This is a genomic window from Paraglaciecola arctica BSs20135 (assembly GCF_000314995.1).
In the GTDB taxonomy this organism is placed as follows: Bacteria; Pseudomonadota; Gammaproteobacteria; order Enterobacterales; family Alteromonadaceae; genus Paraglaciecola; species Paraglaciecola arctica.
The window spans coordinates 126,433-151,747 of the sequence record NZ_BAEO01000007.1; the positions used below are offsets into that span (position 1 = coordinate 126,433).

The window sequence follows — 25,315 nt, forward strand, 5'->3', positions numbered from 1 at the left end:
AAAAACCCGCCGAGAGTCACAGCTCAAATGTGACTCTCATTAATTCCCTCCAATTGCCGATAATATCTACAGGTAATTCATTAAATCCGGCATTTTGAGGTAACATAGGGAAATGGTGGTATGGCTATAAGTATCTTGCCAATCTAGCTTGTGATTCTAGATCAAACTGACCTTCTGGTTTATAGTTGTGTAAATATTTAGTGGCAGCTTTCAAACTTGGAATACGAATTGCTACAGCATATTAATCTAAGTCGGTATCAGTCAATAAAATGACAGCAATAGCAACTACTTAGACAGTTATTTATAACGAAAAAAAGATATTATAAAACGAGATCATTGCAGATCAGCACCGCAGCGTACGGCCACATTAATTCGGATAAAAGTTGATGTTTTGGGAAAAAGGAAACATATGAATTTGCGAAAGATAGCATTACAGCTTGTTATTATGCTGAATTTCGTTACTGCTGTTTATGCTGCTGATTTTCAACAAGTTCAGCTAAAAGGCCCTAAGAACGCAAGTGATCAATTTTCTGGCACAACTTACGGTCCAATAGAGTCCTCTGATACTTTATGGCAAATATCCCAGCGTTATAGACAAAATAATGCCCTTTCTATTTATCAGGTTATGCAAGCTATCTATGAGCTAAACCCTGACGCCTTTGAACAACAAAACATCAATTTATTAAAAGACGGCTCAATATTAAAATTACCGTCCGAGCGTTATATCGCCAGAGTCAGCACGCAACAAGCGATACAAAAAGCCGAACAAGATTCACAAAACCTGCAAACCAGCGCATCTACTTCGCCATCAGACACTAATTCAAAAAATGTAGATGCCAATGCAGCGACACTTGAGCAAACCAATGAATTAATTGAGGAAAAATTAGGTGCCATTGACGAGGCACAAAATCGCCAGTTTATGGCAATTCGGAAGCAGTTTGCCGAGTCTATCAGCAGTGTGCAAAACATCCTGGATGAGAATAAAAAGTTATTTGAACGACTAGACAAAGTTAATACTGACATTGATGAGATGCGCGTTCAGGAGCAACAAAAATCTCTGCAAATGAATCAAATGGGCGAAAGCATTGAAGAGTTGTTAGAAAAGTCTCGTCAAGAAGATGCTAAAAAAGCTGCGCAAATGTTGGAAAACGAAGCGTCTTGGTTAGAAAGCCCTATTACACTCATATTGTTGTTCACACTACCTGTTTTATTAGTACTTGCTGCTTTTGCCTATTGGATGATTAAGCGCAAAGAATCTGCAATTGTTCAACTTGAAGATGATGATGAAGACGATCTTTCTTTAGACCCCCTTACCGCCGAAATGGATGATTTGTCAGATGCACTCAGTGCTGAGTTGTCGGAAGATGGATCTGATGCATTAGACGACGATAACTTGTTTGGTGATGACGACTTACTCGATGATGTGTTAGCCGAGGAGCTAGAAGAATCCTTAGATGATGCACTGGAAGATAGTACAGAAAAGCCGCTTGTTGATGACTCTGAAATGTTTGATGAGTTAGGTGATGATTTACTCGAAGAAGAGTTTGAAGTCGGCGCTGAAGTAGTTGAACAAGATGATTTAGACAGTTTATTTGATGAAGACGATGATCTGTTGACTGAAGCAGATGAAGAAATATCTACCGACATTGGCGATGATCTCGGTGACGATTTGTCAGCTGAAGTGCAAGACAGCGATGATAGTTCTGATATTGATAACATCTTGATCGATGAAGACCAACAACCAGTTGACACTGAGGTCGATGATATTGGATCTGGGGTGGATGATGAAGAGCAGCCTGAGATCAGTATCGATGAGTTACTGAACGAATCAGCAACTGAAACTGTTGCAACGCCTTTAATAGATGATTCAGACAATATTAATGAAGAAGTATTACAGAACCTTGATAAAGAAATAGTTTCTCAGAATGAGGAGCTGGATAGTGTTACGGGCAGCCTAATTGACGAATTAGAACAAGTAGAACAAATGCGTTCTATGTTACCTGATGATGATGAGGAAGAATTGTCTGAGTCAGAAGAGCCTCAACTTGATATTCAGAAACTTGATGATTTAGCAGAAGAAATTGATGACGATTTATTGGGCGATGAAGATTCAGAAGATGCGACCGAGATTGATATATCTGAAGTTTTAAATGAAACAGTATCGCCACCTGAGGCAGAAGAAGTTCTTGAACCAGAGCCTAAAGTTGAAATTGAAGCTGAACCCTTAATTGCGCCAGAGCGGGCAGAAGAAACTGAAGAGTTAGTTGAACCGAAACAAACAGAAAAAGTTGACGAGCTAGTTGACCCAGATACATCAAATGACGCCGAAGAGTCAGCTTCGACAAAACAAGACGTAAAAGCTGAAGAGCTTCTTGAGCCTGATAAAATAGCTGAAGCTGAAGAATTAGTTGAGCCAGAGGTAACTGCTAAGGCTGAAGAACCCGAAGAGTTAGTTGAACCAGAGCCAGTTGCTGAGGCTGAAGAAACTGAACAGCCTGAAGAGTTAGTTGAACCAGAGCTAGTTGCTGAGGCTGAAGAAATTGAACAGCCTGAAGAGTTAGTTGATCCAGAGCCAGCTGCTAAGGCTGAAGAACCCGAAGAGACTGAACAGTTAGTTGATCCAGAGCCAGTTGCTAAGGCAGAAGAACCCGAAGAGATTGAAGAGTCAGTTGATCCAGAGCCAGCTGCTAAAGCTGAAGAACCCGAAGAGACTGAAGAGTTAGTTGAGCCAGAGCCAGCTGTTAAAGCTGAAGAACCCGAAGAGACTGAACAGTTAGTTGATCCAGAGCCAGTTGCTAAGGCAGAAGAGACTGAAGAGTCAGTTGAGCCAGAGCCAGTTACTAAGGCTGAAGAACCCGAAGTGACTGAAGAGTTAGTTGAACCAGAGCCAGTTGCTAAGGCTGAAGAACCCGAAGAGACTGAACAGTTAGTTGATCCAGAGCCAGTTGCTAAGGCAGAAGAAACTGAAGAGCCTGAAGAGTTAGTTGAACCAGAGCCAGTTGCTGAGGCTGAAGAAACTGAACAGCCTGAACAGCCTGAAGAGTTAGTTGAACCAGAGCAAGCAGATGACGATGAAGATTTACTCGAGGCGGAGTTCGATACACCGAGCAGTAATGACTCGACATTAGACGAAGATCAACTAGAAAAAGCCTTAGAAGATTTTGAGAATGAAGAGCTGGATGAGGTGTTAGAAGATCTCACCTCGAACGAATCCGCCTCTATAAGTTCACTCGATGACCTAGAGTTTTCAGCAGACGACTTTGTTTCTAAAGATCAAGCAACAGCGCCAGTTTCTAATCCTCTGCCAACTTTAGATGACATCGAGTCCATTGATGATTTTGATGATAGTGAACTTGATAATGCATTTGATGAAACAACTGAAGGAGCATCTTCTGAGTCGTCACAAAATAGTAGTGATGAATTAGACGACTTTCCGGGCTTGGGTGATTGGTTAGACGACGATGCAGTCAAACCTAAAGCTCAGCAGTCTGCGTCTAGTGAAGACAAGGATTTAATAGATGAGCTTGAAGGCTCAAGCTTTGATGAAATGCTCGAATCACTTGATTTAGACGATGAGTTATCTGTACCTGAAGAGGACGACCTTGGGTTTGATATTGAGGCTTTATTGGATGAATCTCTTCAAAATGAAGAGAACGATGGTAATGAAGATGATTTAGACGATTTAGAAGACTTTCTGGATGTTGAAGCATTGCTAAATGAAAGCGAAGGCGCTGAGTCTGATGATGAAATTGACAAAGCATTAGATTTAGATGTTCCCTTAGAGCCTTTTGTAAATGAACAAGATAATCTCCAGATGATTGATGTTGACGCCGATGACGGTTTGGGTGCTAAGTTAGACTTGGCCCATGCTTACATAGAGATTGGTGAAGAGGGATCTGCAAAAGAGTTATTAGATGAAATTTTGCAAAAAGGCAGTGTAGAACAGATTGCTGCAGCAAAAAAAGTATTAGATAAGTTAGATTAGAGATCTGTATTTATTACTTGCTGATATAATACCTAATTCATGAATGATTTTGATTAAATGCTCTGTCTCATTCTTTTATGAACAACAATTTAAATCGAATTAAAATTTTCTGTACTTTTCTGTACACTGCTTTGGTTTCCATGTTGTAGTCTAGCCTGCCGCTATGACTGAGCATATAAAGCTTGGGTGTTTATTTAAGCAGTAGATTGAATTCAATATAGGCATCCATGTCAAAATTTATATTAGTTTTACCCATATTATTCGCCACCTTTTTTGCTCAGTCCAAACAAATATCTGTCAGTGTGATCAATAAGTTAAACATGCCCGTTGGCAATGTGGTTGTTTACCTAACGCCAAAAATTCCACTGCAATGCACTCTTCCTAACAAAATCGAGATAATGGATCAGGTTGATACACAATTTTTGCCACATATTTTGGCGATACAAAAAGACACCCAGGTGCGTTTTCCCAATTCAGATTCAATCAAACATCACGTATATTCTTTTTCTCAGGTTAAAACCTTTGAGTTACAGCTATACAAAGAACTTCAGGCCGACCCTTTACTTTTTTCAAACCTCGGAGTGGTTGAGCTAGGCTGTAACATTCATGATTGGATGTTAGGTTATATTTTTGTGGTTGATACCCCTTATTTTGGTAAAACTGATATTAAGGGAAACCTAATATTTGACTTGCCTAATGGTGAATATCAATTAAATGTTTGGCATCCAAGAATACAAGACAAGGTAACTTCTTTATCCAGACAGTTGATTGTGCCAGCAGAGTCTGAGATTAATATTAAATTGAGATCTGCTCTTTTACCTGACGTAAATCAATATGAAGAAATATCGGGCGAATTTTCTGATTATGAATAAAACGTTAACATCTAGCTTGGCGCCTCAATCTAAAACACTACAATTGTTATTTTTGAGCCTTTTGCTAATAAGTACTAAGGGCTTAGCAGTTGAAGTTAAAGGGCTAGTACAACTTAACTTTGTCAAAGCGAGTGAACAATCCTCATGGTTTGAAGAAGGCACTGGGATCCTCGCGTACTCTAAAGATGGCGCAAACGTCCAACAAGCTTTGCTACAGCTGTCAGATACTTTTTCAAATGGGCTGAGTTATGACGTTGTAGCGAATTATTATCAGCTTGGCGAGCAAAACTTAGGAATATCCCAAGCTCAGATAAGTTACAAACCATTAAGTAGTGCAAAACTAAGATGGCGTGCAAGAGTTGGCTTTTTTTATCCCAAATTATCTTTGGAAAATGTTGATACAGGTTGGTTATCACCTTTCACCTATACCCAATCAGCAGTCAATAGTTGGGTAGGGGAGGAGCTGCGTACGGCTGGATTGGAAGTCACTTTATTTAGCCCAGGTCGCACTCGAAATAGCCCGATTTCTTGGGAGTTTCATGGCTCTGTGTTTAAAGCCAATGACCCTTTAGGTACTGTCATCAGCTGGCGTGGTTTTGCAATGCATGACAGGCAAAGCCTAAATAATGATCGTGTTCCTTTTGCGCCTTATCCCAGTGTTATTGGCGAAGACCGGATTTTCCACCCTAATTACGTTGAGCCATATCACGAGTTAGATGGCAACCTTGGTTTTTATCTTGGGGCTCATGTTGAATATTATAAACAATCAACTTTGCGTTATTACTATTATGACAATCAAGCCGATCCATTAGAGGTGAGTCACGAAAGGTTGTACGCGTGGCGAACTAAATTTCATTCCCTAGCTTTGCAACATAAATTCGATGGTAATACCCGTGTCTTAGGTCAATGGTTGTCGGGCAGCTCAGTTATGGGTAATCGCTTTGTTTATATCAATTTCGACGCTTGGTATCTGATGTTGAGTCACAAACATAAAGCCCATAGGATCAGTCTGCGTTTTGATAAGTTTAAAGTGCGAGAAGATGATGTTTTTCCGTGGGATCAAAATAATAGTGATGGCCATGGTGTGACTTTGGCTTGGCGTTACGATTTAAACAAAAATTGGCAGGTCGGTGTAGAACAACATATCAATAAAAATAGTGCCGACATTAGAGCAACTCTAGGTGAAAATATCCAAGTAGACCAAAATCAAAGCCTCGCTGTGCTGCAATACCGCTGGTAATAGTGGCACTTTAAAGCATTCAGATACTGCCTTGTTTTTCAATCACTAACACTCTTGCTTCACCTATAGGTTCGGCATAATGTTTGGTGCCAATAGATGCGTAAAATATATCTCCTATTTCAAGTAGCTTTGATAACTGCTTAGTGTCTTGTTCATAGTGCATGTTGACCTTACCATCCAATACCACAAAGACTTCCTCTCCATCATTGGTATGCCAATGATAGGGTTTGTTGGTCCAATGCAGTCGAATTGTTATTCCTTGCATACAAGCAATATTCATGGCGCCCCATGGATTTTCAGGGGTAAAGTCTTTGGCCCTAATAATTACCACTTATTTAACAACCCTTTTGGTTGATGCGGGGTATTGATCTAAGAATTCTTTAGGACTAATAGGTCTTCTCTCCAAGTTACCTCGGCAATTTGGACAAAGGTAATTATGGACTTTGACGGCGCAGTCTTCGCAGAAAGTACACTCAAAAGTACAGATGTAGGCTGTTGAATCAGCTGCTAAGTTGTTATTACAACTTTCACAGCTGGGTCTAAGTTGCAGCATATTAGTTTTCCTCAGTTAGGCAATGGAACCCTGTATTGGTCCACTGGAACTCCATTTGTTTAGCGGTAGATAAAGCAAGTTGTTGGCCGCACAATTTGCCGACCAAATGTAGGCTCATGTCGACGCCGGCAGAAATCCCACCAGAGGTGATAACGTTTTGGTTGTCTACCCATCGAACATTTTCGATTATTGGAATATCAGGATAGGTTTGTTTAAATTCCTCTATATCACTCCAGTGGGTTGTAGCCTGACAATTATTCAACACACCAGCGCGAGCTAATAAAAATGCTCCGGTACAAACCGACGCCATTATAGGTACCTTATGCCCTTGTTCTTGTAACCATTGCATAATGTGAGTTTTTTGAATTTCTTCGGTGTGTACACCACCTACAACAATCAATAGGTCAAGTGCTGGATGATTGTGAATATGATATTTTGGGGTGACACAAAACCCGCCTCTAGCCTCAATAGACACATCAGTTTCTCCAATCAAAAATACATTCATGTGAAGGTTTGTATCGTTTAAACGATTAGCCGTAGAAAACACTTCAAACGGGCCTGAAAAGTCCAATACTTCAGCGTTTTTGTATATGTATATGCCAATATTTAGCTGTTTGTTTTTATGCATCACTAAGCCTATCTTCACGTTTAATTTTTGTTGTTAACTGAATGAACAAAATACTAATAGAAAATGTATTTGACCGAAATGACATAAAAGTATATTTTTCTGCCATGCTTACGACTCGCCGTATTTTATTTATCATATTTGACCAGTTTGAATTATTGGATCTCTCTGGGCCGTCCTCGGTTTTTAATGCTGCGCAAACATTAATGAACCACCCTGTTTATTCCATACATACTTTATCTGCTGCTGGTGGACTTGTTTGTTCACGCTCAGGTATTGAGGTCAATAGCCAAACTTTTGAAGGATTTAGTGTTTGTTCATCAGACACCATTTTGGTAGTTGGTGGGGCTAAGCAAGCAATAAGTAAAGTCTCTTTAGATCTAAACTTGCAAACTTGGTTAATGATAAACACGCCTAAGGCTGAGAGGGTAGGTTCGATTTGTTCTGGTGCACTGATACTTGCGGCAAATAGCTTATTGGATGACAAAAAGGCTACAACTCATTGGGCTGATCTTGAGCAGTTAGCTCGAGACTATCCCAGTGTCAATGTAGAGCCAGATGCTTTGTATTGTGTCGATGGTAATATTTGGACATCTGCAGGTGTTACAACAGGTATCGACATGGCACTGGCCATAGTGGGCAAGGATCATAACAGCAAAGTGATGCAAGAAATTGCAGGTTGGTTAGTGGTTTATGCTCATCGTCCCGGACATCAATCGCAGTTTAGTGAATTGTTGGCGGCACAGGATCATCATGTGTTTGCTGATATTGTTGTTTGGTTAGATAGAAATCTACATAAGCCATTAAAAGTAAGAGATATGGCCGAAAAATCTGCTATGACAGAGCGCACCTTTTATCGAAAATTTACTGATGAAGTGGGATGTACACCTTCAAAATTTTTAGAAAATAGGCGTTTATTTCGTGCAAAACAATTATTAGAAACGGGTAGTGTGGTTAAGTCAGTTTGCACTGATGTAGGCTATAAATCTGTATTGGGTTTTCGTAATGCTTTTGAAGCTAAGTACGGATTATCACCGGCTTTGTATAAACGTATGCATGGTAAAAATGAATAGAATATATATCAGGCCTGCAGTTGCAGACCTGATAAAAAATATAAATATTTTTAAAAGAAGCTGTATACCAAAGTAACGGCTGTTTGTGTATCTAACTTGTCAATATCTTCCGCAACATCAGAGTTGTGATCCATGAGAAAAGATACTTTAAGTGATAAACCGCCACTGATCTGGGCAGAAACAGAGGTTTCTGATTTAGACTTGGTATTATCAGAGCCTACTTCAGTACTAATTAATTGTTTGAAGGTTGCAGTATCAGAAATTTTCCAGTGGTAGTCCAATGCGGCCCTAACAATCATTCCGTTTTGTTCAACACCTTCAGTGGTTTCGGAAAAAGAATAACCAGGACCAATACTGTAATTAAATTTACTTGTATCGTCTTCCCACACCTTTTGTGACCAACCTGCGGCTAGTGTTGCTTGATAATTATAGCTGCTAAATCTGTCGTCTTCGTAGGATGCAAAGCCAAATAAGCGATGATCTGGGTTTTCTAATTTGTAATTTCCTTGACCTGACAAAAAGTATTTTTGTGCTGTTGTTTCATCAATCGGACTCTCGCCAACTTCGTCTCTCTTGTAGAGGGCCTCAAGGGTGTAGTCATTACTCCACTCAGTTAATTCTTGATGAGCTGATAACTTACCTTTAATGGAAGTGGTTTCAGTATTACCTGTTGTGGCTATATATCCAAATTCACCGTCCATTGTGAATGGCTTTACTTCGTCAGCTGCAAATACGTTTCCAGCGGCGCATAGCCCAAGTAAAATTAGAGATTTTTTCATTCGTATATCCTTTGTGTGTATATTTAATTCAATTTGTGTAGATATGGATATTTTGACAGAAGCTTAATGCTAGAAGAATCCTACTTTAGTCGTACCACTATGTTAAAAAAACTGATAAACCAAAGTAACTGCTGCTTCAGTGTCCAATTCTTCAATATCGGGCCCAACACTAGTATCATGATTCATCACAAAACTTAGCTTCATAGCTAAAGCGCCCGTCAGTTTTGTTGATAGAGATGTTTCTGATTTGGTTTTGTAAAATTCTTGGTCAGCTTCAGTGCTAATAAATTGCCGAAACGTAGCATGATCGGCAAATTTTTGTTTATATTCCATTGCTGCCCTAACAATAAGACCTTTGGCATCTTCATCACTACTGTCTTCTTCAACTTCTGAAATGGCGTAACCTGGACCCACACTATATTTAAATTCACTTTGCTTATCGTGCCAGAGCCTTGAGGTCCAGCCTGCAGCCAATGCCGCTTGGTAACGAAAACCACTAAATCTATTGTTTTCATATTCGCCATAGACAAAAAGTCTGTCGTTTGGCTCTGTTAGTTTGTGATCTAATTGCCCCGATATGAATAGTCTTTGTGCTGATGCCAAGTTTCTTTTTTCGCCATTTACTTCTTGTTGGCTTTGTTTGTATAGGGCGCTACCTATGATTTGATAACTCCATGATGATAACTCTTGGCTGGTATTTATCTTAGCTGTGGTGGTCGACGCATTAGTATTTCCACTTGCCACCAAAAAACCAAACTCACCAATCATTGATAACTCATCATCAACATCGAAATTGGGTCTATCAGCTAAATAAAGGGAGTGCATGATATTTTGCCCAGCAAAACAATAGTTTGCCGTTAGTAAAATAAAAAGGAGTTGGATCCACTTCATGGTGTAAAAAATACTATTAGCCTAAAAATTAGCGAGGAATTATATATAAATTCATTGCATTTGTGCATAGATAAAACCACAAAATGTGGAATAAATGGGTATATCAGGCTTGTGAAGGTTTCATTAATCCCAAAACGCCATCCGCTTCCATGGATGCAAATTTAACTGCATCTTTTAAATCTTCTTGATCAAGCTTCAAATATTTTAAAACTAATGGTGTGACCAATTGGCTGGTGGAATATAAATTATCATGAGACATGGCTACGCCAGCACGAACTGCAGTGTAAATAATCGCTACATCTTTGTTTTGCAGTGCTTTATTTTCGTTATGTAGATCCATCACAGGAATATATAATTGGCTGGGCAAGTGCCAAAACTCCATCAATTTTGCGCTGCAATTTGCGTAATCAAAACCTAAAACTTGACGTTGCAATTTCCAGGGCGATATTTTTTCATCATACTTGCTGCATTCAATTGCTAAATCTGGGGCTTGAACTGCCACTAACAATTCGCCTAAGTTATGTAATAAACCGAGTAAGAAAAAACGTTCACTGCCTCTTATTTTGACCATCTTGGCCAGATGTTTTGCAACCAAAGCCGCATAAATGCTCTGTAACCAAAACCTTTTTAAATCAATCACGTCGCTACTGAAGTGTTCAAATGCTGAACTAGCCGTTTCCGCCATTATTAGATTATATAAGGCCTCGCCGCCAATAATGTTGATAGCCTTAGCCAAAGAATCAATCTGGGACTCAAAGCGGAATAAGGGACTATTGGCCAGTTTCAATAATTTTGATGATAAAGAGGGATCCAAAGCGATGAGTCTAGCAATATCTTCTAAGTTTGATTGGCCATCATCTAACATTGAGCGTATACGCACACAAATGTCTGGTAAGGCAAAGGATTGACCAGCGACTCTAGCGATATCTAATAGATGAATTGATGGCATAGTAAATATTTTTTTAAATTATGTAGTCCTAGTATAAACATTCATGATTTGAAAAGTGAGATTCTTTTTGTCTGGAATTGCATACAAGCGTATACAGAAAAAAAGTTGATTTTTGTCCGTAAAAAGATAGGGTGTTTTAACATCTGCTTTACAACTTGAGTGGCATACCTATGGAAGAGCTTTCTGGAATAGACGCGTCTTTTTTATATCTCGAAACAGCCAAAATACCTATGCATATAGGTGGAGTTGCTATTTTAGAAGGGTCGCTTAAGTTTGATGACTTTCGTCAATATGTAAACGAGCGTATACATACAGTCGAGAGGCTTACACAAAAATTAGTCACAGTGCCTCTTAGCCTAGATAGACCCTACTGGGTAGAAGATCCTGATTTTGATATTAATATGCACTTGCACCGCACCGCCTTACCTCGTCCAGGTGGCTGGAAAGAATTGCGTTACTTGGCGTCCAGATTATTTTCCCAACAACTAAACCGAGATCGGCCATTATGGGAATTTATTTTCGTTGAAGGTGTAGACAATATCCCTCAAGTGCCTAAAGGGTCTGTAGCTTTGATCAGTAAAGTGCATCATTCAGGATTTGATGGCAAGTCTGGGGCCGACTTGATGACCATGCTGTTTGATGTGTCGCCTACACCAAGGCCACCAAAGCCCGCTGTGGCAAAAGAAAAACAAGAAATTCCGGGGCTTGTTGGGCTGATGGCAAAAAGTGCCTATAACTTTATTTCGAGGCCTACTAAGCTTCCTGGGCTGTTGTGGGATACGGGCAAAGCTACGTTAAAAGCAGGTTACATGACTCGAGCACAAGGCATAAAAATGCCTACCATGCCGTTTAACGCACCCAAAACTAGGTTTAACGACACTGTTGAAATGGAACGTGTTTGGAATTCAGCAATTTTAGATATCCATCGTGTAAAGGCCCTTAGAAAAGTGGTAGACGGGGCAACCTTAAATGATGTGATTTTAGCGATATGTGCTGGAGCACTTAGGCGTTACTTATTAGAAAAAGGTGAATTACCCGATAAACCACTGGTTGCCATGGTGCCAGTATCAACTCGCACGGCAGAAGAAAAAAATGCCATGGGTAATCAAGTTTCTGCAATGTTTGTGCAGTTGGCTACCGATCTTGAAGATCCCATTAAACGTCTTGAGAAAATTCAAATTAATACAATGGTTGGTAAGCTTTACCAAGATGCTATAGATGCAAAGAGTTTAATGGGATACGCGGAATTAATTCCTTTTGGGTTAGCAGGCGTGGCAGCTCGGTTCTATTCCAGAGCGGCTATATCTAAGCATCATAGCCCTTTATTTAATGTAGTCATTACCAATGTACCCGGACCACAAATACCCATCTATCTTGCAGGGCATAAGCTCATTGTTAATATGGGAACAGCCCCCATTTTTGATGGTATGGGGTTGATTATGCCTATCTGTAGTTATAACGGCACTTTAACTATTAGCCCCACAAGCTCAGCAAATTTAATGCCCGATTTAGATTTGTTTACTCGATACATTCGCGAGAGTGCTAATGAGTTAGAACTGGCAGTACAGGAAAAGTTAGCTGGCCGAGCAGCCCTTGATGCACTTATGAAAGATGAATAGTTACAACATTTTATAGGATTTGTTATGAAACATGTATTACCTAGTATACCCAGACCTTCTTTATTGCATATGTTCAGTGAAGGCAGATCATTATTTGAACTCAGTGCCTTTGGTGCTGCGTTACCCTTTTTAAAAAAGGCTCCTTCTGGAGACGGCCATCCGGTGATGGTGATCCCCGGTTTTTTAGCCAGTGATATCTCTACTAAACCTATTCGGTCATTCCTAAAAGGTAAAGGCTATGAAACTTACGGCTGGGAACTTGGACGCAATTTCGGCAAACATATAGTGGGTGGAGAACAAGTCCTCTGTGACAAATTGATAAATAGAGTAATTGAATTATCAGTTATCCATAACGCCAAGGTGAGTTTGGTAGGCTGGAGTTTAGGTGGTATTTTGGCCAGAGAACTTGCTCGTATTATCCCTGATTGTGTGCGCCAAGTGATTACCTTGGGTAGTCCGTTTAATGGGGCTCAAGGTTCATCTCCCGCTGTTAAAGGATTGTTTGAACTGATAAATGGCAATGTTTCGCAAACTAATCCAGATGTGGTGAAACAAATGTTTATGCCACCCCCGGTGCCTAATTCGGCATTATATTCTAAAAGTGATGGTGTGGTTCATTGGCAAGCTTGTATCAATCATAAAATTGAGGACCATCATCAAGCAGAGAATATTCAAGTTAGAGGCAGTCATACAGGTTTAGGGCATAATCCTCAGGCTGTGTGGATTATCGCCAATAGGTTGGCACAAGCAGAATCTAATTGGCAGCCATATACCCAAACCGCATAATGAGCGTTGCAGATATTTTGAAGGGGGGTATAAAACAGGAGCTTGAAAAAACTCAGTTTTCAGGCAAGCTAGAACTCGTTTTATATCTTACGAGTGTTAACACCTTTGAGTACTATCATTTATCACCCTGAGCAGCTGATTACAGCTAACAATATTCATATTAATTACGATAGTTTTGGTGACAAAAGTCACCCTGCTATAGTGTTGATTATGGGGTTAGCCACTCAGATGATTTATTGGGACGAACAATTTTGTAAATTACTTGCCTCACAAGGGTATTGGGTTATCAGATTTGATAACCGTGATAATGGTAAAAGTACTTGGATGGATGCATTACCAGTACCCTCTAGTGTTGCTTTACTGGCAAATGTTGTATTTAAGCGTCCATTAGGTGCTGCCTATTTATTGTCTGATATGATGAAAGATACGCTGGGCCTATTAGATGCATTAGAGCTCGAAAGTGCACACATAGTAGGTGCATCCATGGGCGGAATGATCGCCCAAGAACTCGCAATTTATCATCCCAAAAGAGTTAAAACGTTAACCTCTATTATGTCTACTACGGGTAACAAGAGACTACCTAAACCGTCTACGACCTTTAGTTTTAAAATGCTTAAACCACCCCCTAAAGATGCCACTAAAGCTATTGCCTTTGGCATGCATGTTTGGAGATTGATACAAGGTAACTACTACCCATTTGATGAACACAAAGTACTAGGCTTAATAAAACGGGCAATAGAAAGAGGTTTTAATCCTGCGGGTAACACCCGTCAACTGGCCGCTATTTTGGACTCGCCGGATAGAACAACAGCACTCAATACCTTAACTGTTCCCAGTTTAATCATACATGGCGAGGATGACCCTTTGGTACCTGTCGCATGTGGGGTTGCCACAGCTAAAGCTATACCCAATGCCAAAATAAAAATCTACCCAGGAATGGGGCACACCCTTCCAAGCCAACTATATGATGATATAACCACACAGATCCTAGAACACATTAAAGCTAGCTAACTTAACCTAGTCTGGGCACGAGTTACTTAAAACGTGCAAATAATCCGTTTACGCCGCGTACCATCCATCGAGGGTAGTGCGTGGCCCATTGCACTAACAGTTTGTTGGCTATTTTATCCAAAAACACCACATCACCTTTCATACTGGCCTTGTATGCTTGCGCAGCCAGTTCCATCGGATCCGCTTTTAAAAACTTAGGAATAAATTTTTCAAAGCCATCAGCATGACTAAGCATTTTGGTTTCTGTCATACCGGGGCAAACGCAGGTTACGGTAACACCTGTGCCTCGAAATTCCTCTGCGATGCCTTCTGAAAAAGACAATACAAACGCTTTACTAGCACCATATGCTGCAAAATTAGGTGTAGGCATAAAACTAGCAATAGAGCCCACATTGACAATTTTTCCTTGGCCACGGGCAAGCATGGGTTTAACAAATTGTTGGGTCATATTGACCAAACTTTGGATATTTAATTGCAATAAATTATTTAGCTGCTGCGGATCACTTAGGCTTAATTTTTCGACTTGCATCATGCCAGCGTTATTCACCAATATATCAATTTGAATTTCTTTAAGGGCAATAGCAGTAAATAATTTTTGTGCTGCATCGACGGGGATCAAATCAGCAGCAAAAACCTCCACATTCACCCCATACTTGGCTTTGAGTTCTTGTGCAAATTCCTCAAGCTTAGCTTTATTGCGAGCAACTAATACTAAATCATGTCCATTTTTAGCATATATCTCCGCAAAGCTGCGGCCTATACCTTCTGATGATCCGGTGATCAGTACTGTGTTTAGTTTGGGCATTAGAAACCTCGTCAAAGTGGATTTTATTGGTTTTTTGGGTTGAATGAGTCATCTAAAAAACCAAGCTGTGGTGATGTGTCAGTTGTTCTTGGCTTTCTATTTTGTGCTGCTTTCGCACGTTTTTTACGTGCTGCACAGGCTTTTATAATTTTACTCTGTACATCTTGTTCTAAGTTTATCCAATGAACTCTTTCTTCTCTGGAGCGAAAACAACCCACGCAGAAACCCTTTGGTCCAGATTGACAGACGCCAATACATGGACTGGTAATTTCAAAGATTTCAATCTGCTTCAATGATTGCCTCAAAGCTACATATAACGTTAAATATTAATAATAACATGTTGCGCGAAATGTGAGCAGTCACTTTAAACTATGGTGAATTATATTCAGACAATAAAAAGGCCGCTAACTAGCGACCTTAGATTTTAATAGAGCACTACCAGATTTGCACTCTGTCTTCTGGTTTAAGATACATTTTATCGCCTTCTTTCACATCAAATGCTTGATAGAAAGCATCAACGTTCCCGACTATGCCGTTAACGCGGAATTCGCCGGGTGAATGTGGATCGCTAAGCAGTTGAGCTCGTAGCGCATCTTCACGAGACTTACTGCGCCATACTTGAGCATATCCCATAAAGAAACGTTGGTTACCCGTTAAACCATCAATCACAGGAGCGACTTTGCCTTCTAATGACATTTGATACGCTTTGTAACCTATAGTGACACCTGCTAAATCACCAATGTTTTCGCCTAAGGTCAATTCACCGTTGACGTTTTGACCTTCAATGGGTTCAAATTTATTGAATTGGGCAATTAACTTTTTGCCTAATACATCAAATGCGGCGCGGTCTTCATCCGACCACCAGCTGCGGAGGTTGCCTTGGCCATCATATTTTGAACCTTGATCGTCAAAACCATGCCCAATTTCGTGGCCAATTACTGCACCAATTGCACCGTAGTTCACTGCATCGTCGGCATTCATATCAAAGAACGGTGCTTGTAATATTCCTGCTGGAAAAACGATTTCGTTTCTAACTGGTGAATAATATGCGTTGATGGTTTGTGGTGTCATACCCCAGTCGGCTTTGTCGACAGCTTTGCCAATTTTGTTTGTGTCTTCAAAATGATCGAAGCTAGAGAATCGCATGTAATTTCCAACCAAATCATCAGCTTTGATTTCTAGATCAGAATAATCACGCCATTTATCTGGGTAACCAATTTTAGGGGTGAACGCCGCTAGTTTTTCTAATGCGGCTTTTTGGGTTTCAGGGGTCATCCATTCCAGTTGCTTGATACTATCGCCATAGGCTTTAGTTAGGTTTTGCACTAAGGTATCCATTTTAGCTTTAGCTTCTGGGGTAAAGTGGCGCTCTACATATTGTTGCCCTAATACTTCACCTAACACACTACTGGTCGCGGCTACTGCACGTTTCCAACGTGGACGTTGTTCTGGGATACCTCTTAATGTTGTTGAGTGGAATGCGAAATGTAAATCAACCATATCTTGGCTTAGACGCCCAGCATAAGTGTCGACTAGGTTAAAGGTTAGATAATCCTTCCAAGTTTGTAAGTCATGGGCTGCGAATACCCCAGATATTTTCTCGAAGTAAGGCATGTTACGCACTACCATATCATTAACTTTACCTACACCACTGGCATCAGCATAGGCTTGCCAATCAAAGTTACCTAGTAAGGTCTTGACTTGTGTTGCGCTTTGTTTATTGTAATTTTTCTCGGCATCTCGGCTTTCAACCTGCGACAGGTGTTTGCTAGCGATGTCTTTTTCCAAAGCCATTATTTTACTTGCAGCGGCAGTGCCAGACGCATGTCCCGCTTTAGTTAATATTTCGGCCATATATTTTTCGGTGGCAGCACGGAAGTTTACAAATTTTTCTTCTTCTTTACTGTAATAATCACGGTCGGGAAGTGTTAAACCGCTTTGATAAAGATACATAGTGTTCACTTCAGGATCTTTAGCATCAGGCGAGGTATAAAAATTAAATGCGCCGCCCACACCTAATACATACAACTCACCGAATACTTTAGAAAGCTGCTGCATGTTTTCAGCGCTGTTGATGTTATCTAAAAGAGATTGAAGCGGTGTTATACCTTTTTCATTGGCCAAATCGACATTCATATAGCTATTGTACATGTCGCCCAGTTTTTGGGTGTTGGTACCTTGTTCAGCTTGAGTGTTCGCAGATCCTTGGATCAAGGTTTTTAAGTTTTCTTGGGTGTCGTCATATAAAACATTAAACAAACCGTAGCTTGATTTGTCTGCCGGGATCTCAGTTTCTGTTAACCAAGCACCGTTCACATGCCTAAAAAAGTCATCTTGAACGCGCACGTTCTGATCAACGGCTGTTAAATCGATACCTGAGGTCATTAGCGTTGCGTTTACCGCTGCCACAGCCGAAGATGTTTCTGGTTTGCTTGTTGGTTCACATGCACTCAAACCTAATGCCAAACTGACACTTAGCGCTAACATATTAATTTTTTTCATCTGCCTACCTTTATGGAGCCATTTATTACCAATCACCTATCTTCACACAGATTGATTTAATATTAAGCTCTCGTTTTATTTTTATAGTGAGGCATGAGTTTACTGATTGCTTGCGGCAACTGCAAAAACTGCAGAGAGTTAAGTGTGAGGATTTGTTTCAAAAGAGTTGGCGTAAAGGGGGGAGGGGACAATAAAAAAGGGCCAACCGGCCCTTTTTAGTTACAAATAAAAATGCTTACTTTTTCTTTGCCTTAGGATTAGGCATGTCAGTAATGCTGCCTTCGTACATTTCCGCGGCTAGACCGATTGATTCGTTTAGAGTTGGGTGAGCGTGAATGGTTAATGCAATATCTTCTGCATCTGCACCCATTTCAATAGCTAAACCAATTTCACCTAACATTTCACCGGCATTAATACCTACTATGGCGCCACCAATAATACGGTGTGATTCTTTGTCGAAGATTAACTTAGTTAAACCTTCAGTGCGTGCTGATGCGATAGCACGACCAGACGCGGCCCAAGGGAAAGTAGCGGCTTCGTATTTGATGCCTTGTTCTTTCGCTTCTTTCTCAGTTAAGCCAACCCATGCCATTTCTGGATCGGTATAAGCAACAGAAGGAATACATTTAGGGTCGAAGAAGTGTTTTAAACCAGAAATAACTTCAGCTGCTACATGGCCTTCATGGGCTGCTTTGTGAGCCAGCATAGGCTGACCAACTACGTCACCTAGAGCAAAAATGTTGGACACGTTGGTGCGAAGTTGTTTATCAACATTGATAAATCCACGCTCGTCTACTTTTACACCGGCTTTTTCTGCGTCTACCATGCTGCCATTTGGACGACGGCCAACAGCGACTAAAACCTTATCGTATTTAACGGCTTCTGCTGGTGCTTGTTTACCTTCAAAAGAGACATACAAACCGTCTTTTTTAGCTTCAACGCCTGTGACTTTGGTTTCAAGCATGACGTTAAATTTGTCTTTAATGTATTTTTGATAAACTTTCACTACATCTTTGTCAGCTGCAGGTACTAACTGGTCAAGGAACTCAACTACGTCAATTTTTGAACCCAGTGCACGATAAACTGTGCCCATTTCTAAACCTATGATCCCGCCGCCTAGGACTAACATTTTTTCAGGAATGTCAGCCATTTCTAGTGCGCCTGTGGAATCGATTACGCGGGGATCATCTTTTGGAATAAAGGGTAAGCTAACTGGCTCAGAGCCTGCTGCAATAACAGCATTATCAAAGGTAATAGTGGTTTTGCCATCTTTACCTTCAACTTCAAGGGTATTGCTACTGGTAAATTTACCATAACCTTGCACGTGTTTAACTTTACGCATTTTAGCCATACCAGATAAACCTTTGGTTAACTGGCTAACAACGCTGTCTTTCCAACCACGTATTTTGTCTAAATCTATTTTCGGCTCACCAAAAGTTACCCCATGACCGGCCATTTCTTTGGCATCGTCAATCACTTTGGCTACGTGAAGTAGTGCCTTTGAAGGGATACAACCCACGTTTAAGCACACGCCGCCTAAGGTTTCACGAGCATCTACTATAACTGTCTCTATACCTAAATCAGCAGCACGAAAAGCGGCTGCATAGCCTCCTGGGCCTGCACCTAATACAACTAATTGAGTCTTAATTTCGCTCATATGATCCTCAAATATTTTTGAACAACATGTTTTGCTAAAGTAGCAATTAACATGTGGTGAATAAATTCTGCCTTTTGGCTTTTAACAAATGGGTAACTGTAAACAGCCACCCATTGTTCACTAAAGTATTATTCTACGCAAATCAGTTAAGTTTGCAGCAACTTCAGTTGAGAAGCGCGCACCTACTGCACCGTCGATAACCCGGTGGTCGTAAGACAAACTTAATGGCACCATTAGGCGCGGTTCAAACTCTGAACCATTCCACTTAGGTTTCATTTCTGATTTAGAGACGCCCAATATAGCAACTTCAGGGGCATTAACAATAGGTGTAAATGCTGTACCACCAATTCCGCCTAAACTTGATATGGTGAATGTGCCACCTTGCATATCGGTCGCTTTTAACTTGCCTTCACGGGCTTTACCAGAGATCTCGATCAACTCTCTAGAAAGCTGTTCGATGCCTTTTTTGTTGACATCTTTAATCACCGGAACCACTAAACCGCCCGGTGTTTCTACCGCGATGCCGATATTAATAAACTTCTTAATAATTAAACTTTCGCCATCATCAGATAAGGAAGAGTTAAAGGCTGGGTATTTTTCCAATGCTTTAGCGACTGCTTTCATCACAAATACCAATGGCGTGATTTTTAGCCCAGACTTAATTTTACCATGATAAGCATTTTGCTCTTTACGGAAAGTCTCAACCTCAGTGATATCTGCCTCATCAAACTGAGTAATATGGGGAATAGTGACCCAATTACGGTGTAAGAAGGGGCCAGATATTTTCTGAATACGGCTTAAAGGTAATATTTCAATCTCACCAAATTTGGCGTGATCTACAGGTTTAACCGTAGCAATTTGCAATACATTGCCGCCGCCAGTTGCGTTGCCGCTGGCTGAGCGAGGTTTAGCCAATTCTGCTTTCACATAGGCTTGTACGTCTTCTTTGAGAATACGTTTTTTAGGACCTGTGCCTGCTACTTGGCTTAAGTCTACTCCAAATTCTCTAGCTATTCTGCGCACTGAAGGCGAAGCATGAGCTTTTGCGCCAGAAGTTGCGACAGGTGCATCTGCAACGGGAGCCGGTTTTTCTGCAGCTACAGGAGTCGCTTTTTCAGATTTCTCAGGCGGCTTTTCGGCAGCGGCTGGTGCCGCTTCAGGCGATTTGTCAGCGGTTTTACCAGCGGCAGTTTCAAGTTTAATCACAAGAGTGCCTTGCTTCACTTTATCGCCAGTAGAGATATACACTTCTTTGACTGTTCCAGCATGAGTAGATGGTACATCCATAGTGGCTTTATCTGTTTCTAATGTAATTAAACCGTCTTCTTGCTCAATCACATCACCAACAGATACCAATACATCAATAACATCCACTTCGCCGTCTTCGCCAATGTCCGGTACTGCTACATCAACTAGCTCACTTGCACCCGTTGTTTCTGGTTCAGCCTCGGGAGCCGATTCTGCTTTGCTAGCTTCGTCTGTTGCTGCAACTTCAGGAGCCGCGCTTTTTTCTTCAGGTTCTGCAGGTGTTTGTTCAGCAGGAGCGTCAGAGCCTGCTGTTTTTATTTCACCTATCACATCACCTTCTTTGATCTTGTCACCGACTTTGACCGACAAACTGGTCAATTCACCTGCGAAAGGGGCTGGAATGTCCATTGAGGCTTTATCGGTCTCAACAGTAACAATTCCTTCATCGGCTTCTAGTGTGTCGCCAACAGCGAAACAAATTTCAATGATTTCAACTTCTTCGCCGCCTACATCGGGGACTAGAATTTTTTGAATATCAGACATATGTAAGACTCCTTATCTAGTCACTATTAGGCGTAAAGTGGATTAAGTTTATCGATGTTGATGTCGAAGCGCTTAATGGCTTCGGTCACCACTTTTTTGTCAACTTCACCACGTTTGGCTAGTTCATACAAAGAGGCTACCACCACGTAAGCAGCGTTAACTTCAAAGTGTGTACGTAAGTTGGCGCGGCTATCACTGCGACCAAACCCGTCTGTGCCTAGGCAACGATAGTCAGTATCGATAAAGGCACGCACTTGATCAGAATAACCTTTCACATAGTCAGTGGCTGCAATAGCAGGGCCAGCGTCTTTAGTGATAACTGTTCCAATATAAGCGGTTTTTGCCTTAGCTTCAGGATTAAGCATGTTCCAACGTGCTATTCCTTGACCTTCGCGTGCTAATTCATTGAAAGAAGTCACTGAATACACATCAGAAGAGATTTTGTAGTCTTCACTTAAAATCTGCGCAGCTTTACGTACTTCATTTAAGATAGTACCCGAGCCCATTAATTGAACATTAGACTTGGCTTTAGCCTTACCTTTAGCTTCTACGCGTTCTAACTTGTAAATACCTTTGATGATTTGTTCGGCTACGTCTTTGCTTTCTGGCATAGCAGGATGTTGATAATTTTCGTTCATCAAGGTTAGGTAATAGAAAACATTTTCGTTTTCAGTGTACATACGGCGTAAGCCGTCTTGTACTATTACCGCTACTTCATATCCGTAAGTTGGATCGTAAGTGACACAATTAGGGATGAGGTTAGCTTGCACATGTGAATGACCATCTTGGTGTTGTAAACCTTCACCGTTAAGGGTAGTTCGACCAGCAGTTGCACCTAATAAGAAACCACGAGCTTGGCTATCGCCCGCTGCCCAGGCTAAATCGCCTACACGTTGGAAACCAAACATAGAGTAGTAGATATAAAAAGGAATAGTAGTGGCGTTACAAGTCGAATAAGAGGTACCAGCAGCAACCCAAGAAGCCATTGCCCCTAGTTCGTTGATACCTTCTTGTAATACCTGACCTTTTTTATCTTCACGATAATAAGCCACTTGGTCAGCATCTTGAGGAATGTATTTTTGACCTTCGTTAGCGTAAATACCCACTTGACGGAATAAACCTTCCATACCAAAAGTACGGGCTTCGTCAGGAATAATAGGCACTACACGTTTGCCCATTTTTTTGTCTTTCAATAAGACATTCAGCACCCGTACAAAGGTCATAGTAGAAGACACTTCGCGATCGCCAGAACCTTTCAAAATAGCATCAAAGGCTTTTAATTCAGGCATCTCAAGTTGTTCTTCAGCTTGCACGCGGCGTTGTGGTAATGAACCACCCAATGCTTCGCGGCGGGCTTTCATATACTTATATTCTTCACTGTCTTCAGCAAATTTATAATAAGGTAAATCAGCAATCGCTTCATCAGCAACAGGAATATTAAAACGGTCGCGGAATTTTTTAATGGAATCCACGTCCATTTTTTTCACATTGTGAGCAATGTTTAACGCTTCACCAGACGCACCTAAACCAAAACCTTTAATGGTTTTAGCTAAAATAACGGTTGGACGATCTTTAGTGTCCATGGCTTTTTGATAAGCTGCGAATACTTTAACGGGATCATGTCCACCACGGTTTAGACGAAAAATATCCTCATCAGACATATTGGCCACTAATGCAGCTGTCTCGGGATATTTGTTGAAAAAGTTTTCACGAGTGTACTTGCCACCCTTGGCTTTACAGTTTTGGTATTCACCGTCTACGGTTTCATTCATCAGTTGTAAAAGTTTACCTGACTTGTCACGGGCCAGTAGTGCATCCCAATAACTACCCCAGATAACTTTGACTACTTCCCAGCCTGCGCCACGGAAAGTACCTTCAAGCTCTTGGATGATTTTACCGTTACCACGTACCGGTCCGTCCAAACGTTGTAAGTTACAGTTGATCACGAAAGTTAAGTTGTCTAAACCTTCACGTGAAGCTAAACCAATAGCACCTAATGATTCAGGCTCGTCACACTCACCGTCACCTAAATAACAATAAACTTGCTGCTCTGAACAATCTTTAATGCCACGGTTAGTTAAATACTTTAAAAAGCGCGCAGTGTAGATAGCTTGCACTGGTCCTAAGCCCATAGACACTGTTGGGAACTGCCAATAATCTTTCATTAAATGAGGATGCGGGTAGGAAGGTATACCTTGACCATCACACTCTTGACGAAAGTTATTTAATTGTGTCTCTGATAAATTGCCTTCAAGGAAAGAACGGGCATAGATACCTGGAGAAATATGACCCTGATAAAAAATAAAGTCGCCATTATTTTTGTCGTTAGGTGCCTTAAAAAAGTGGTTGAAACCCACATCGTACAACATAGCAGATGAAGCAAAACTACCGATATGGCCACCAAGATCTAAGTCTTTCTTCGAAGCGCGCAACACTATCATCAAAGCATTCCAACGTATTGCAGCACGAATGCGTGCTTCAATTGTTTGGTCACCAGGCAAAGTTGGCTCTTGCACTACCGGAATGGTATTGATGTACGCAGTGGTTGCATCATAAGGTAAATGCGCTCCACTGCGACGAGCTTTGTCAATTAGAGCCTCTAAAAGAAAATGTGCGCGTTCAGCGCCTTCTTCTTCAAAAACAGTTTCTAGAGAGTCTAACCACTCTTGCGTTTCTTGTGGATCCACATCCGGATGCATCATATCAGCCATGGTGCTTTCCTTTTTTATAGTTTGTTAATGTAGGGACTTATCGTTATTCAAATATATCTAGTGGTAAACACTGATGTTGCTTGATATTTCAATAAGCTGTTATTCATTTCATCCTTGGAGATGCCTTAACATATCCAATGAAATAGTTAATTTACTTTAATTCACTTCTATCCTGCGCAACGCACGCTGCATACGCATGTCTTGTCGATTAATGTTCAGTAAAGTGTCTTCAATATAGGCCAAATGTTCATTGCTCGCTTTACGAGCTTGTTCTGGATCACCTGCTAAAATAGCTTGAACTATATTGCGCCTTTGGCGGTTTATATTTTGTTCAACATCAGTATGTTTGGCCAAAACTTCTAAATTACGTTGGATATTGTCTTGCAGCATAGACTGTAGACTGCGCATCACGTGCTGTAAAACCATGTTGTGGGCCGCATTGGCCATAGTCAGATAAAAGTTAACTAAAGCCATGGCTTCTTGGCTTTTATCCGCTGAATTTGAACCTACTGGTAATGCGTCTAATGCACTTTCTAACGCCTGATAATCTTCTGGTTGACCTCGAAGCGCTGCATAATAAGCAGCCATGCCTTCAAGAGCATGACGAAATTCAAGTAAGTCGAATTGCATCTCTGGTTTATCGGATAACAGTAATAACAAAGGATCGGTAATTAATTCGTTTAGACGGGGTTTAACAAAAGTACCTCCGCCTTGTTTGCGTTCCAACATGTTTTTGGCTTCGAGCTTTTGAATCGCTTCTCTAACTGAGGGTCTGGATACTGCAAATTGTTCCGCGAGTGCACGTTCTGATGGAAGTTTTTGTCCGGCCAACAATCTACCTTCTAGTATCATGGATTCTAATTGCTCCATAATATCGTCAGATAACTTTCTAGATTGCACTTGGCGCATTCAATCATTCCATAGTAGATAACAACAATAAATTTGAAAGTGGTAAATTGGTTATACCATTAAGCCGCAATAGCTTAGTAGACATTTGTCTTGGGGTAAATGTTAATTTTAAAAAAGACCAGTAGAATGAATAAGGTGATAAAAAAAACAATAAAAAACAATTAGATATAAGATGATAATTCTGGTCAGACCTTTTATGCTATTCCATTTAAAAGTGCCAAATGTGATTCAAAGTATCCTATCCTTTGGCTTTTCAACATAAAAAGCTTTCTACCACAGAAGGCACAGAGCGCTGCGTTACACAGAGGAAAGGAATGTTGAGATGAATTAATAGCGAGGATTTTTAGCTGTATTGTTTTCGGCAAAGCAGTCACTCATTTTGCCTTTATCTGTGCTGTGTGGTTCTTTATTCTTTGGCTTTTCAGCAGTTAAAAGCTTTCTACCACAGAGGCACAGAGCGCTGCGCTACACAGAGGAAAGGAATGTTAAGATTAAATATTAGACTGTCGTTTCGGCAAAAGCGTAATACTCATCTTCTGCTTTTATCTGTGCTTTAT

The 25,315-nt window shown here is 40.7% G+C and carries 20 protein-coding genes; 7 read left to right on the forward strand and 13 right to left on the reverse strand.

Translation table 11 applies throughout. The features are described from left to right. Positions 1 to 409: 409 nt before the first annotated feature. The 3 genes from GARC_RS25800 (at position 410) to GARC_RS02615 (ending at position 6,097) form a co-directional block, all read left to right on the forward strand. Positions 410 to 3,985, forward strand: a complete 3,576-nt coding sequence (locus tag GARC_RS25800; protein WP_007616381.1) for a FimV/HubP family polar landmark protein — start codon at positions 410 to 412, stop codon at positions 3,983 to 3,985. 227 nt (positions 3,986 to 4,212) lie between these two features. Then, complete coding sequence (locus tag GARC_RS02610; RefSeq protein ID WP_007616382.1) at positions 4,213 to 4,857, forward strand: cupredoxin domain-containing protein; 645 nt, start codon at positions 4,213 to 4,215, stop codon at positions 4,855 to 4,857. After that, positions 4,850 to 6,097 (forward strand): hypothetical protein, encoded by a 1,248-nt coding sequence (locus GARC_RS02615; RefSeq protein WP_007616383.1) that lies wholly within the window; start codon positions 4,850 to 4,852, stop codon positions 6,095 to 6,097. The genes GARC_RS02610 and GARC_RS02615 overlap by 8 nt, the downstream gene beginning before the upstream one ends. Before the next feature lie 19 nt (positions 6,098 to 6,116). Here the strand turns inward: GARC_RS02615 and GARC_RS02620 are convergent, their stop codons facing one another. Genes GARC_RS02620 through GARC_RS02625 form a run of 3 tightly spaced genes read right to left on the reverse strand, consistent with a single transcriptional unit; the run spans position 6,117 to position 7,278 of the window. Next, complete coding sequence (locus tag GARC_RS02620; RefSeq protein WP_007616386.1) at positions 6,117 to 6,428, reverse strand: cupin domain-containing protein; 312 nt, start codon at positions 6,426 to 6,428, stop codon at positions 6,117 to 6,119. Beyond that, the gene (locus tag GARC_RS26190) at positions 6,429 to 6,650 is read right to left on the reverse strand and encodes a DUF1272 domain-containing protein (RefSeq protein WP_081587480.1); all 222 of its coding nucleotides are present in this window, start codon (positions 6,648 to 6,650) and stop codon (positions 6,429 to 6,431) included. A gap of 1 nt (position 6,651) precedes the next feature. Beyond that, the gene (locus GARC_RS02625) at positions 6,652 to 7,278 is read right to left on the reverse strand and encodes a DJ-1/PfpI family protein (protein ID WP_007616388.1); all 627 of its coding nucleotides are present in this window, start codon (positions 7,276 to 7,278) and stop codon (positions 6,652 to 6,654) included. Positions 7,279 to 7,319: 41 nt separating this feature from the next. Here GARC_RS02625 and GARC_RS02630 point away from each other — a divergent pair, with 41 nt between their 5' ends. Continuing rightward, on the forward strand, positions 7,320 to 8,348 hold the full coding sequence (locus GARC_RS02630; protein WP_052151451.1) for a GlxA family transcriptional regulator: 1,029 nt from the start codon (positions 7,320 to 7,322) through the stop codon (positions 8,346 to 8,348). 50 nt (positions 8,349 to 8,398) lie between these two features. On the opposite strand, the gene GARC_RS02635 is transcribed toward GARC_RS02630, so the two are convergent. From GARC_RS02635 to GARC_RS02645, 3 genes are all read right to left on the reverse strand, one after another. After that, entirely contained in the window at positions 8,399 to 9,127 is a 729-nt protein-coding gene (locus tag GARC_RS02635; RefSeq protein WP_007616394.1) for a DUF481 domain-containing protein, read from the reverse strand. Between the two features lie 102 nt (positions 9,128 to 9,229). Then, positions 9,230 to 9,952: a DUF481 domain-containing protein gene (locus tag GARC_RS02640; protein WP_007616395.1), complete on the reverse strand. Its 723-nt coding sequence runs from the start codon at positions 9,950 to 9,952 to the stop codon at positions 9,230 to 9,232. A 169-nt stretch (positions 9,953 to 10,121) separates the two neighbouring features. After that, on the reverse strand, positions 10,122 to 10,967 hold the full coding sequence (locus GARC_RS02645) for an HDOD domain-containing protein (protein ID WP_007616397.1): 846 nt from the start codon (positions 10,965 to 10,967) through the stop codon (positions 10,122 to 10,124). A gap of 170 nt (positions 10,968 to 11,137) precedes the next feature. Between GARC_RS02645 and GARC_RS02650 the strand changes: the two genes are divergently transcribed. The 3 genes from GARC_RS02650 to GARC_RS02660 all read left to right on the forward strand — a co-directional run bounded on the left by GARC_RS02650 (position 11,138) and on the right by GARC_RS02660 (position 14,383). Further along, on the forward strand, positions 11,138 to 12,586 hold the full coding sequence (locus GARC_RS02650) for a WS/DGAT/MGAT family O-acyltransferase (RefSeq protein ID WP_007616398.1): 1,449 nt from the start codon (positions 11,138 to 11,140) through the stop codon (positions 12,584 to 12,586). A gap of 24 nt (positions 12,587 to 12,610) precedes the next feature. Further along, the gene (locus GARC_RS02655; RefSeq protein WP_007616399.1) at positions 12,611 to 13,372 is read left to right on the forward strand and encodes an esterase/lipase family protein; all 762 of its coding nucleotides are present in this window, start codon (positions 12,611 to 12,613) and stop codon (positions 13,370 to 13,372) included. A gap of 105 nt (positions 13,373 to 13,477) precedes the next feature. Then, positions 13,478 to 14,383 (forward strand): alpha/beta fold hydrolase, encoded by a 906-nt coding sequence (locus GARC_RS02660; protein ID WP_039988530.1) that lies wholly within the window; start codon positions 13,478 to 13,480, stop codon positions 14,381 to 14,383. A gap of 22 nt (positions 14,384 to 14,405) precedes the next feature. Here GARC_RS02660 and GARC_RS02665 read toward each other — a convergent pair whose 3' ends face one another. The 7 genes from GARC_RS02665 to pdhR all read right to left on the reverse strand — a co-directional run bounded on the left by GARC_RS02665 (position 14,406) and on the right by pdhR (position 24,758). Then, positions 14,406 to 15,188, reverse strand: coding sequence for an SDR family NAD(P)-dependent oxidoreductase (locus GARC_RS02665; RefSeq protein ID WP_007616401.1), 783 nt, complete (start codon positions 15,186 to 15,188; stop codon positions 14,406 to 14,408). Positions 15,189 to 15,211: 23 nt separating this feature from the next. Continuing rightward, complete coding sequence (locus GARC_RS02670) at positions 15,212 to 15,481, reverse strand: DUF1289 domain-containing protein (protein WP_039988471.1); 270 nt, start codon at positions 15,479 to 15,481, stop codon at positions 15,212 to 15,214. Positions 15,482 to 15,623: 142 nt separating this feature from the next. Beyond that, positions 15,624 to 17,690, reverse strand: coding sequence for a M13 family metallopeptidase (locus tag GARC_RS02675; protein WP_007616403.1), 2,067 nt, complete (start codon positions 17,688 to 17,690; stop codon positions 15,624 to 15,626). 235 nt (positions 17,691 to 17,925) lie between these two features. Continuing rightward, positions 17,926 to 19,347: a dihydrolipoyl dehydrogenase gene (gene lpdA, locus GARC_RS02680; RefSeq protein WP_007616404.1), complete on the reverse strand. Its 1,422-nt coding sequence runs from the start codon at positions 19,345 to 19,347 to the stop codon at positions 17,926 to 17,928. Between the two features lie 120 nt (positions 19,348 to 19,467). Further along, on the reverse strand, positions 19,468 to 21,138 hold the full coding sequence (gene aceF / locus GARC_RS02685; protein ID WP_007616407.1) for a dihydrolipoyllysine-residue acetyltransferase: 1,671 nt from the start codon (positions 21,136 to 21,138) through the stop codon (positions 19,468 to 19,470). Between the two features lie 26 nt (positions 21,139 to 21,164). Continuing rightward, positions 21,165 to 23,849 carry a pyruvate dehydrogenase (acetyl-transferring), homodimeric type gene (gene aceE / locus GARC_RS02690; RefSeq protein WP_007616410.1) on the reverse strand — a complete coding sequence of 895 codons (2,685 nt, stop codon included), beginning with the start codon at positions 23,847 to 23,849 and terminating at the stop codon, positions 21,165 to 21,167. 156 nt (positions 23,850 to 24,005) lie between these two features. After that, positions 24,006 to 24,758, reverse strand: coding sequence for a pyruvate dehydrogenase complex transcriptional repressor PdhR (gene pdhR / locus GARC_RS02695; RefSeq protein ID WP_007616412.1), 753 nt, complete (start codon positions 24,756 to 24,758; stop codon positions 24,006 to 24,008). Between the last annotated feature and the right edge of the window lie 557 nt (positions 24,759 to 25,315).

Excerpts from the sequence above, each read along its gene's own strand:
- GARC_RS25800 (WP_007616381.1), top strand. The coding sequence starts at position 410 with ATGAATTTGCGAAAGATAGCATTACAGCTTGTTATTATGCTGAATTTC.
- GARC_RS02610 (WP_007616382.1), top strand. The coding sequence starts at position 4,213 with ATGTCAAAATTTATATTAGTTTTACCCATATTATTCGCCACCTTTTTT.
- GARC_RS02615 (WP_007616383.1), top strand. The coding sequence starts at position 4,850 with ATGAATAAAACGTTAACATCTAGCTTGGCGCCTCAATCTAAAACACTA.
- GARC_RS26190 (WP_081587480.1), bottom strand. The coding sequence starts at position 6,650 with ATGCTGCAACTTAGACCCAGCTGTGAAAGTTGTAATAACAACTTAGCA.
- GARC_RS02625 (WP_007616388.1), bottom strand. The coding sequence starts at position 7,278 with ATGCATAAAAACAAACAGCTAAATATTGGCATATACATATACAAAAAC.
- GARC_RS02630 (WP_052151451.1), top strand. The coding sequence starts at position 7,320 with ATGAACAAAATACTAATAGAAAATGTATTTGACCGAAATGACATAAAA.
- GARC_RS02635 (WP_007616394.1), bottom strand. The coding sequence starts at position 9,127 with ATGAAAAAATCTCTAATTTTACTTGGGCTATGCGCCGCTGGAAACGTA.
- GARC_RS02640 (WP_007616395.1), bottom strand. The coding sequence starts at position 9,952 with ATGCACTCCCTTTATTTAGCTGATAGACCCAATTTCGATGTTGATGAT.
- GARC_RS02645 (WP_007616397.1), bottom strand. The coding sequence starts at position 10,967 with ATGCCATCAATTCATCTATTAGATATCGCTAGAGTCGCTGGTCAATCC.
- GARC_RS02650 (WP_007616398.1), top strand. The coding sequence starts at position 11,138 with ATGGAAGAGCTTTCTGGAATAGACGCGTCTTTTTTATATCTCGAAACA.
- GARC_RS02655 (WP_007616399.1), top strand. The coding sequence starts at position 12,611 with ATGAAACATGTATTACCTAGTATACCCAGACCTTCTTTATTGCATATG.
- GARC_RS02665 (WP_007616401.1), bottom strand. The coding sequence starts at position 15,188 with ATGCCCAAACTAAACACAGTACTGATCACCGGATCATCAGAAGGTATA.
- GARC_RS02675 (WP_007616403.1), bottom strand. The coding sequence starts at position 17,690 with ATGAAAAAAATTAATATGTTAGCGCTAAGTGTCAGTTTGGCATTAGGT.
- lpdA (WP_007616404.1), bottom strand. The coding sequence starts at position 19,347 with ATGAGCGAAATTAAGACTCAATTAGTTGTATTAGGTGCAGGCCCAGGA.
- aceF (WP_007616407.1), bottom strand. The coding sequence starts at position 21,138 with ATGTCTGATATTCAAAAAATTCTAGTCCCCGATGTAGGCGGCGAAGAA.
- aceE (WP_007616410.1), bottom strand. The coding sequence starts at position 23,849 with ATGGCTGATATGATGCATCCGGATGTGGATCCACAAGAAACGCAAGAG.
- pdhR (WP_007616412.1), bottom strand. The coding sequence starts at position 24,758 with ATGCGCCAAGTGCAATCTAGAAAGTTATCTGACGATATTATGGAGCAA.